Source organism: Candidatus Obscuribacterales bacterium, from assembly GCA_036703605.1.
In the GTDB taxonomy this organism is placed as follows: Bacteria; Cyanobacteriota; Cyanobacteriia; order RECH01; family RECH01; genus RECH01.
Genome location: DATNRH010000440.1, coordinates 1 through 9,257 on the forward strand (window position 1 = coordinate 1; position 9,257 = coordinate 9,257).

The 9,257-nt window shown below is 51.6% G+C and carries 11 protein-coding genes; 9 read left to right on the forward strand and 2 right to left on the reverse strand.

The genetic code is table 11. The features are described 5' to 3' along the window. Positions 1 to 74: 74 nt before the first annotated feature. Entirely contained in the window at positions 75 to 1,136 is a 1,062-nt protein-coding gene (locus V6D20_09225; protein ID HEY9815959.1) for a class I SAM-dependent methyltransferase, read from the forward strand. 141 nt (positions 1,137 to 1,277) lie between these two features. Here V6D20_09225 and V6D20_09230 read toward each other — a convergent pair whose 3' ends face one another. Further along, entirely contained in the window at positions 1,278 to 2,483 is a 1,206-nt protein-coding gene (locus V6D20_09230; GenBank protein HEY9815960.1) for a septal ring lytic transglycosylase RlpA family protein, read from the reverse strand. 187 nt (positions 2,484 to 2,670) lie between these two features. Beyond that, positions 2,671 to 2,808, reverse strand: coding sequence for a hypothetical protein (locus tag V6D20_09235; protein HEY9815961.1), 138 nt, complete (start codon positions 2,806 to 2,808; stop codon positions 2,671 to 2,673). Positions 2,809 to 2,828: 20 nt separating this feature from the next. On the opposite strand from V6D20_09235, the gene V6D20_09240 reads away from it, so the two are divergent. The 8 genes from V6D20_09240 to V6D20_09275 all read left to right on the forward strand — a co-directional run. Next, positions 2,829 to 3,662, forward strand: coding sequence for a DUF3598 family protein (locus V6D20_09240; GenBank protein ID HEY9815962.1), 834 nt, complete (start codon positions 2,829 to 2,831; stop codon positions 3,660 to 3,662). Between the two features lie 446 nt (positions 3,663 to 4,108). Then, a complete protein-coding gene (locus tag V6D20_09245; GenBank protein ID HEY9815963.1) occupies positions 4,109 to 4,315 on the forward strand; it encodes a hypothetical protein in 207 nt (68 codons plus the stop codon). A gap of 130 nt (positions 4,316 to 4,445) precedes the next feature. Then, positions 4,446 to 4,862, forward strand: coding sequence for an alr0857 family protein (locus V6D20_09250; GenBank protein ID HEY9815964.1), 417 nt, complete (start codon positions 4,446 to 4,448; stop codon positions 4,860 to 4,862). Positions 4,863 to 5,664: 802 nt separating this feature from the next. After that, a complete protein-coding gene (locus V6D20_09255) occupies positions 5,665 to 6,150 on the forward strand; it encodes a GNAT family N-acetyltransferase (protein HEY9815965.1) in 486 nt (161 codons plus the stop codon). 91 nt (positions 6,151 to 6,241) lie between these two features. Continuing rightward, positions 6,242 to 6,562, forward strand: coding sequence for a hypothetical protein (locus V6D20_09260; GenBank protein HEY9815966.1), 321 nt, complete (start codon positions 6,242 to 6,244; stop codon positions 6,560 to 6,562). 311 nt (positions 6,563 to 6,873) lie between these two features. Further along, complete coding sequence (locus V6D20_09265) at positions 6,874 to 7,287, forward strand: Npun_F0494 family protein (protein ID HEY9815967.1); 414 nt, start codon at positions 6,874 to 6,876, stop codon at positions 7,285 to 7,287. 22 nt (positions 7,288 to 7,309) lie between these two features. Beyond that, positions 7,310 to 8,824, forward strand: a complete 1,515-nt coding sequence (cobQ, locus tag V6D20_09270) for a cobyric acid synthase CobQ (protein ID HEY9815968.1) — start codon at positions 7,310 to 7,312, stop codon at positions 8,822 to 8,824. Between the two features lie 114 nt (positions 8,825 to 8,938). Next, positions 8,939 to 9,257 (forward strand): aspartate/glutamate racemase family protein (locus tag V6D20_09275; GenBank protein HEY9815969.1); only part of this gene is annotated, 319 nt, incomplete at its 3' end.

Genomic DNA, 9,257 nt, shown 5'->3' on the forward strand with positions numbered 1-9,257 from the left:
AAACTGACCCCTATTTCTTCGTTACACTTGTTTACAGTAAATCGTGAATCGATGAATTTCTGCTAAGCAATCCCATGACAGACACCCTGACTAAGCTGGCTTATCAAACCTTTCAGCAAGGCAAGAGCGCATTTGGTTTGGCCCATAAAACTCTGAGCACTCAAATGCTCAGCTTGTTCTCGCCTCCTCCAGAAGACCGCCAAACAGATTCACTGCCCGCGAATGTTCTGGCTTTGATTCACCAGCGCCTCAATGTTTTACTGGAGACGGATTGGCAGGATGCCGAGCAGGGTGTGTATCCGGTCGAGCTACTGTTTGATAATCCCTGGGATGATTTCTTCCGGTTCTACCCCTTGCTAGTGATGGATATGCCTGTCATCTGGGAGCGGGCTAAGCAAAATCGACATCAAGACTTTGATGACGATATCAATACCGAGATTTACCCTAGCTACTACCTACAAAACTTTCACCATCAAACCAATGGGTATCTCAGTGATCTATCTGCCAACCTCTATGACCTACAAGTAGAAATTCTCTTCAATGGTTCCGCAGATGCCATGCGGCGGCGAGTGTTGGCTCCGTTGAAGCAGGGGCTTGCGGCGTTTAGCAATGAGCTGCCCAGTCAACGCCGCGTCTTGGATGTGGCTTGCGGAACCGGAAGAACGCTGCGGTTTTTGCGCGGTACATTGCCCCAAGCCTCGCTCTATGGAACGGATTTGTCTCCTGCCTATCTACGCAAGGCCAACCAACATTTATCGCAATTGCCGGGAGAACTGCCCCAATTAGCCCAGGCTAATGCAGAGGACTTGCCCTACCAAGATGGCTATTTTCATGGGATAACCTGTGTGTTTTTATTCCATGAACTGCCGCCTGCAGCCCGCCAAGCTGTCATCGATCAATGTTTTCGGGTTCTGAAGCCGGGGGGCACATTAGTCATCTGCGACTCGATTCAGGAAAGTGATTCTCCTGAATTTGCGGTGACCATGCGCAATTTTCCGAAGATGTTCCATGAACCTTACTATCGCCATTATGTGACCGATGACTTGGTGAAACGTTTAGAAACGTCCGGATTCACGGTGGAGCCGACCGTAACCCATTTCATGAGCAAGTACTGGGTGGCTCATAAACCTGCCTAGATCTAGACGAGAGCAGGGACGCTCCTGGATGGAACGATGGGCTAGGTGCGCATCATACCCAGCCATCTTGGCGACGTCTACTGATCTAAACCAGGTTCATCGTTCCTCCCACAGATCTGACAAAACGTGGCACTATCTACCCTAAGACGGATTATTCTGCAATCGCTCTTGAGCCTGGGCAATCAGGTGATCATTCACAAGGGCGGCAGACGATGTAGGAGGGCTCTGGGGAAGGGCTGCCAGCACGTGAGCTTCGTAGTTAACCACTCCAGTTCCCTCGCTATTGATACATTGGGCTGCTTGGTGAGACAGATCCAGCGATCGCTCTCCCACATAGGGACCGCGATCGTTAATGCGCACAATCACAGATTGGTTGTTTTCAAGGTTAATCACCTCTAGGTAGGTACCAAAGGGCAAAGAGGGATGGGCTGCGGTCAGCTCGGTTTGGTCAAAGGTTTCCCCTGTAGCCGTGATGCGACCGTGGAAGTAGGGGCCGTACCAAGAAGCAATGCCATCCATGACTTCTCCGGTGTAGGCAAGACCATACAGTTGGGTTTGGGCTTCGACTAGGGTCATGGGAGATTGCCCTAGGGCAATCAGCAGGTTGTTGGCCCAAGCGATCGCCAGAAGATCGGCACTGCGATCATAGGCCGCCGCCAAGTCATCATGCACCATCACCAGCAGTTGATCATTGAGGTACAGCGTCGGAACGCCATCGCGCTGGATCAGCCTCACGTTCATGGGCTCTAGGGAAAATTCTTCCAACTGGTAGCGTAGTCGTTGTGCAACCCAATCAGCTCGAATCTCCGTGGGCAGTTCGAGCACGGGATATTTACCCACCCAAACCTGATAGCTGGCTTGATGCTCTTTATTGGTTAACACCGGTCTAGTGAGCAGTCCTACCTCCTCAGACGGAGAGGGCATGCATTGATGATCGGATGCTATGGGCTGAAAGGAGGTTGCAGGAATCTCGACTCCCTCAAGAAGGGGAAGATGGAAGCTTGGGACATAGGTGATGTCTACTGACAGCGGCGTAGGCAACCCGGGCATCACGGTCATGGAGTTGATGGCGTTGAACGCAGTTCCCAGCCACAAGGGTGTTTCAGATGGCGGGCGATCGCCTGGTAAATCGTCGGAATTTAAAGCGATCTGCCACGTTGGCTTTTTGACGTCTGGGTTGATGTCACTGACGAACTGCTCGGCTAGCTGGGGCGATGCCTGGGAAACGCCCGCTTCTGCCATGGGTAGTGTATCAGACAAACCCATCTCTAAGGTAGATGTAGCCTGCCCTGTCAGTGTCGCCGCTACGGTATACGACGCAACCCAGATTGATTGAGAAATGACCATAGAAATCACTCTCTAATACTTTACATTTTGTTAAAAGATTGAGTCTGTCATTATACAAGCTTGAGTGAATTTTGATAATTTCGGCACAGATTTTTCAGTAATTCTCATGATGAGATTTTCTGCTCTCGCAGATCGGGGTTATGGGCATGAACCTTAAGCCCCATGAGAATGATGTTGAGTCTCATCTTTAATAAAGCCCTGGCAGCAGACAGTTGACGAAGAGAAGGGGTTGAAAAAAGCTGCAAATGAATCGAAAATCCTGCATCTTATAGAAGTAGTCACCGATGGAGTGAGCGATCGCTTCTTGCTGTGACGCCGCTATCATCAACATTTATGCGCAGGTCGATGACGGAATTACCTTCCCTCTCTCAATGGGAGCGCCTTCTAAAAAATTCAGGCATTTGGGCCGGCTCGTTCACGCGTCTTGGAGCCAGTGGACAGATCGAGTCGGATACGCCGACGCTGGTTTCTTTGGTGCCGACGACGGATCGGGCAACGATGCAGCAAACGGTGCAGCGCTTTCCCAACCATGGCTCTGCTGAATCTGCCCAAACCTTTGAGTACAGCTCCTTAAGTCGGAGTGTATTGTTTTTTGAAAACGGGGCCTTTTCCCAAGGATCGATGCAGTATGGCCCCTTCTCGCAATTTGGGGCCGAATTTGGGTTTATCGAAGGCGATCGCCGCTTGCGTTTGGTGCCGCTTTTTAATACCGAGAGCCATCTAGACAGCATCACTCTAATTCGTGAACAGCGGCAGGGCAGTGACGCGGCAGAGCGCCCACCCCTGACGGTGGATCAACTCGTCGGTCTATGGCGCGGAGAAGCGATCACCCTCTATGCCGATCTGCGATCGCCCACCACCTGTCGCACAACCCTCACGATTCAACGCGACGGCGATCGCCTCATCCAATCTTTGTTATGGAGCGATCGCTACATTACCTCTGAAGCCAGTATTGATGGCGCGACGCTCACCTTCAATCAAGGGCCCTATGCAATCCAACTGCTGATGCTGCCCGACGGAGCCTCCTGCAACACACCTTTAACCATTCCTAACCGCCGCTCCTTCTTCCTAGAAGCAGGTTGGTTGGTGCGCCCTGATCTGCGACAGCGGCTGATTCGCAGCTATGACGATCGGGGAACTTGGTTAAGCCTCACCCTAGTGACCGAGTGGAAAACCTGAAGCTATCTTCAAGATCTTGAAAAAAGCTGGACATTATAGATGCTACAAGTGTAGTATTTGAATACTTAAATTGTATTGAGATCAATGGCATCTGCCTTCCAGTTTCCAGGCAAAGCTTGACTGTGGCCCACAGTGGGTTTCACAGCCATATATCCTTGGCATCAAGCCATTGATCTAGGTTATTTAGACGTTTGTTCACACCCCATCTTCACGATTCAACCCTGGCTAGTTCCATGTTTAGACCCCTTGCACTACAGCCACTCCTACAGCGCCTCAACGGCATATCCGTTGGGCAATCGCTGGCTGCGGGCAGCACTGACCGTCGGTGCCAGGCTACTCATGGGCATGGTACGAATTCCAGCCTTGGAATATGCCATCTCCTAGGGCATGGGCTGATCGCATTGGTTTTAGGGATCGAGAGCATAGTAGTACGTGAACGTGCAGAGATGGTGTTGACCGTTGGGCTGCGATCGCTCCTATCCAACCTGTTGGATGCTGCTGGCTTGATGGTATCCCTGCTCCATCGTGGTACCGATAACCTAGGCGTTAGTACTGATGCCCTAGGGATTGATCACCCTATTTTTGTATATCCAATCCAAGTCATCCATCAGAGCGGCAGGTATCGACCTCAGGTCATACCCAGCGTCACCTAAACCTAGCGTTGTGCTAGATGTTGACCCCGCTTCTGAGTTGCCAGGAGCGGGGTTTTTGTTGGTCTCTAGGCTCCGCGATCGCATCTTTCATCGTTTTTCCCATCCAGATGGTCTAACCCAGAGGTGATCCATGCTCAAACTCACCTACTCCGATATGGGGTTGTATCTCGAACGGGTCGCCGAACCCCTAGAGGTATTGCTCGCTCGTCGAGCTTTGCTGGCGCTACGGACAGGACATAGCATCCACATACACAGCAGTCGCGCCTCCTTATTGTTTTCCACTCAAGCTATTCAACGAACTGATCTAGAACAGGCAATTCAAGCCGAATGGACGAATCAGTGCCGCCATTTTTCAAGGGATTCAGTCATTACCCTAGATGCTGTTGACGAACACTGGATCGAAGTCAGTCTTCCTGGGGTATGGATTGCCAGCGATCGCCATACCCACGACGGCATTGTCATGACCTGCTTGGGCGATCGCCTAGAAGCACTGTTTATGGAGCTTTGGCTGATGCAAAATTCTGTGTCATTCTGCTCAGAATCGTGAGGTGATGCCATGATCGCCTGCCGCTGCCTTAGCGTTGATAACGGTTGCCGCTCTCCCTAAGGATGCTCTATTGGCAAGGCGGCCATCCCATCTCCCTAGCAGATAACCCAGCTATCTCATCCAATCCAAGACCTGGCACAACCTGCCCGTAATCCACAGACCTCGATGTGTATGTCCGTGGTAAGGGGTGCCAACACCGTCAGCGTCACGTTATTGCAATCCAAGCCATCCTCATCCAACCCTTACGCCACTCATCATTCGACTCACTCCATCCACTTACCCCTAGCGGAACGGGAGGCTACCATGAGACCGAATTATCCCCCCAATTGGTTATTTAGCGCTGCTGTCCAGGTTGGCAAATATACGCTCTTGTTTGTCTTTGGTGGCACTCTTTTCTCATTGATTTCTATCACCCTAGGTGTTCTCCCTGTGGCAGAAATCTTTATATTTCTGGTCGCTCTATTACTATGGCGGATTGTTTTGATTGTTCTCTGCTTGTTAGCGGCTGGTGTTCTGGTTGAATCGTTTCGGTAGAGCGAATACCCGAATGAACATGGGACGTCTCAACTTAGGTGTCAGGGCTGGTTGAGAGTCCCACCTAGTCCAACTGCTTCCTAGAGCCAAGGGCGATCGCCTTTCAGGGATCAGGGTTAGCCGTCAACTTCTGAAGCGATCGCTCAGGGCACTCTGGGACTCAACGCGTCGCTAACCTTGCGCGATTTCTAGAATTCACTAGTCAAGGTTGCCCTTTTTGGGGCAATATGGCCAGAATATGCACAATTACTGTACGAGCTAATCTGCAATGAGCAAAACGGCGATTGATGTGACCTATCGCTTGGCAACACTGGCAGACCTTGAACTTGCCCTGAACCTGATGCAGGAGTTCTATGCAATCGAGCGAATTCAGTTTCAAGAATCATGGACTCGTCCTGTCTTGACGGAATTTTTGCAAAACGAGACCTATGGCCAGTTTTGGCTAGTGGAAGCCCATCAAGCGATCGCTGGTTATGGAATCATTACCTTTGGCTATAGCCTGGAGCTGGGCGGGCGAGATGCCTTGCTCGATGAGCTCTACCTAAGACCAGCGTTTCAAGGGCAGGGACTTGGGTCGCAGATGCTGGACTTAATGGAGACCACCTGCCGCCGTCAGGGCATCAAGGTTCTCAGTCTTGTGGTCGATCACCATAATCCCAAGGCGCGATCGCTCTATGAACGGTCTGGCTTCCGTCAACCCACCCGCGACATTTTACATAAGTGGCTCGAACCCCAGCCGTCCATGCTGAGTTGAGCACCCGATGTTAGAATCATGTGCCCAACCCTCTGCGATCGCCGCCCATAGATGAGCGATCGCCCCAATGTATGAACTAAGCAGTAGAGATATGATGCTAGACATTAACCCCAGACAAAATCGGCTCTACATTCGACTTCAAGAGGCGTTTCGCCAAGGTCATGAAGTTCGAGTGCGGCTGCCCCATGGTGACTTTATGGGGGTGCCCATTTATCTCGATGCAGAATTTGTGGAGCTGCTCGATCTTTATATTCCGACACCAGATGAGGGAGACGATTGTTGCGAACGAACCGTTTGGCTCATTAAGCTTGCAGAGATCATCACGATTTCCCTATCTACAGAATATTGGTCGAAGGATCGGCTGGAGCAATTGCTCAGTCAAGAAAATGAACCATCGGAGTCACGGGAATGACGTCTGGGGCCATACCAAGGTACTCAGGGCATTCTAGTCCTCTGCTGGAAATTGACTTTGTAGTAGGGCACTAGCGTTTTCTGAACTAACTGATTCCCAGAGCTAACTGGTTTCCTGAGCGAATTAGTTCCCTAAGCAAAGTCGTTGGCGTAGCCGCCCCAAAGGGGCTAGGGAACGATGGGGCTTTGGCTTCGACGTCCAACGGCCATGTTGGCTAAGTTGGGCATTTGTCGAGGGCCGGCATAGAATGTAGAAGATTCAGGCAAGGCTGCCTCTTTCGGTGATTATCCCCTAGGGCCTTTAGCAGATCTATGACCTCGGTAAAGTCAAACCCGATTTTTGCTCGTTACCCACGCCGCACGATCCTTCGAGCTGAGCGAGCAGTGCGCTGTTCGCCTTTTTCCCCAGCTTTATTTTTCACCATGAGTCGGGAAGGTGTTGCCCTGGGGGCGATCGCTGGAGAATCGGGCTGCAGGCTGGGCTATACTCGTCGCCCTGTGGCGGAATTGGTTGCCGAGTCAGAACTTCTGTGGCTGATCCAGGTTGGGATGCTGCGCCGGGAAGTGGATGGACAAGGCTTAACCGATAGTTTTCGGTTGACCCCTCTGGGTCGGTTGCTGCTGGATCAGTGGCATTCCGCAACAACAATGCCACCGCCATCTTGGGTGGATCGCATTCTCAATACCCTAAGTCGATGGATACGCTGGTCGGAATGGCTACAGTAATGCACCAGTGGGAGGCACTGACATGAAGGCAATTATGCTGCTGGGAACGCTTTCCCGATCGGGAAAATCGTTACTGGTGACGGCCTTGTCCCGAATTCTGGTTCGCCAGGGCTGGCGGGTTGGCCCCTTTAAGGCCCAAACTTGTGGAGTGAGCACCTACTTTACATCGAGTGGTGGTGAAATTGGCTATGCGCAGGCGGTGCAGGCCTGGGCTGCCCAAACCCTGCCACGGGTGGATATGAATCCCATCGTGCTCAAGCTCCAAGATGCAGCGATCGCCCGCGTGGTGTTTGCTGGCAAAACCGCTATTGGTGAAATCAATCTATCAGACTATTATCCGCAGCACCATGAAGCAGCATGGCGGGTGATTCAAGATGCCTTGCATCGGCTCAAGGATGAGTTCGATGTGTTGGTCTGCGAAGGTGAAGGAACACCGTCAGAGTTGCCCATAAAACCCTACGATGTGTCTAATTTTCGGGTGGCTCAGGCCCTTGATGCGGCAGTCTTTTTGGTGGTTGACCTAGAGCGGGATGGAGCGTTTGCGCAAGTTTTAGGAACTCTGGAAACGCTGGAACCCGACGAGCGATCGCGGGTCGCGGGTTTGATTCTCAACAAGGCTCATGGATCGCGATCGCTGCTGCAGTCAACGATTCAACACTTGGTGGAACGCACGGGCATTCCGGTGGTGGGCACAATTCCCTACCTTGACCAAACCTTTCCTGCCATTGAGTCTCTTTCCTTAATTGATCATCGCACCCACGATAGCGGTCGAGACGTCAATATTTCGATTATCAAACTACCTCGAATTTCTAACCTGACAGACTTTGATCCACTGCGATCGGAAGCCAGCGTTGCCCTGCGCTACGTGGGTTTGAAGGAAACCTTGGGCTATCCTGATGCGGTCATTATCCCCGGCTCCAAATCTACCATTGCTGATTTGCTAACCCTGCAGCGTACCGGCATGGCGGAACAATTGCAAAACTATGCAGCGGCGGGCGGAACTGTGTTGGGAATCTGCGGCGGCTTTCAAATGATGGGTAAGCTATTGGCTGACCCGGAGGGCATTGAAGGACAGGAAGGACGCTTCAAGGGTTTGGGACTCATTCCCTTAAAAACGGTGATTACCTCCCAGAAAACAGCACGGCAGCGATCGGTGACCTCCAACTATCCCCAAGCAGGACTGCCGGTGGTGGGCTATGAGTTCTGCCAGGGGCGCAGCCATGCGTTGGATAAGGACGTTAATGAAACCGATGAATCGCCGTTTACAGCCTTATTTGACGATCGCAATCTAGGCGTAGTAGATAATGCTCAGCTTCTCTGGGGTACCCATCTGCATGGCTTATTCGACAATGGCCCATGGCGACGCACTTGGCTGAACCGTCTGCGCCAACAGCGCGGACTGTCGTCTTTACCGACGGGGATCTCCAATTATCGTGAACAGCGGGAAATGTTGCTGGATGCGATCGCTGATGTGGGAGAAGCTTATCTAGACTTAGGAGCCATCCTCGCGTCCTTGGGCGATGCCAGTCCAGCTTGATCTGCCCTAGTTCATCCTGAGGGCAGTCTTGATGAGATGGCTCGGATCGGGCTTGAGCGATCTGATGAGTCTGATGCCAGTATCTTACTTCAACTTGTATATAAGAGGCTGTCCATGCGAATTAAGGTCATTAATGGCAATACATTTGAGTTGATGACGCAGGAGATTGATCGCATTGCTCAACAGGTGCGATCGCCCCATGTCGAAATCGTCACCACCCAGCCGCGATCGGGGCCTCAGTCTGTTGAAAGCTACTATGATGAATATTTAGCTATTCCTGGCATTCTAGAAGAAATTATCTTATCAGGTGATGACTTCGATGCTTTTATTCTGGCCTGCTGGGGTGATCCGGGCATAGAAGCAGCGCGGGAACTCACCCGTTGTCCGGTGATTGGCGTGGCGGAAGCCAGTATGTATGTGGCCAATATGCTGG

Bases quoted from the DNA above. Each gene is read 5' to 3' on its own strand.
- V6D20_09240 (HEY9815962.1), top strand. From the start codon at position 2,829: ATGACGGAATTACCTTCCCTCTCTCAATGGGAGCGCCTTCTAAAAAAT.
- V6D20_09245 (HEY9815963.1), top strand. From the start codon at position 4,109: ATGGTGTTGACCGTTGGGCTGCGATCGCTCCTATCCAACCTGTTGGAT.
- V6D20_09230 (HEY9815960.1), bottom strand. From the start codon at position 2,483: ATGGTCATTTCTCAATCAATCTGGGTTGCGTCGTATACCGTAGCGGCG.
- cobQ (HEY9815968.1), top strand. From the start codon at position 7,310: ATGAAGGCAATTATGCTGCTGGGAACGCTTTCCCGATCGGGAAAATCG.
- V6D20_09260 (HEY9815966.1), top strand. From the start codon at position 6,242: ATGATGCTAGACATTAACCCCAGACAAAATCGGCTCTACATTCGACTT.
- V6D20_09235 (HEY9815961.1), bottom strand. From the start codon at position 2,808: ATGATAGCGGCGTCACAGCAAGAAGCGATCGCTCACTCCATCGGTGAC.
- V6D20_09265 (HEY9815967.1), top strand. From the start codon at position 6,874: ATGACCTCGGTAAAGTCAAACCCGATTTTTGCTCGTTACCCACGCCGC.
- V6D20_09255 (HEY9815965.1), top strand. From the start codon at position 5,665: ATGAGCAAAACGGCGATTGATGTGACCTATCGCTTGGCAACACTGGCA.
- V6D20_09225 (HEY9815959.1), top strand. From the start codon at position 75: ATGACAGACACCCTGACTAAGCTGGCTTATCAAACCTTTCAGCAAGGC.
- V6D20_09250 (HEY9815964.1), top strand. From the start codon at position 4,446: ATGCTCAAACTCACCTACTCCGATATGGGGTTGTATCTCGAACGGGTC.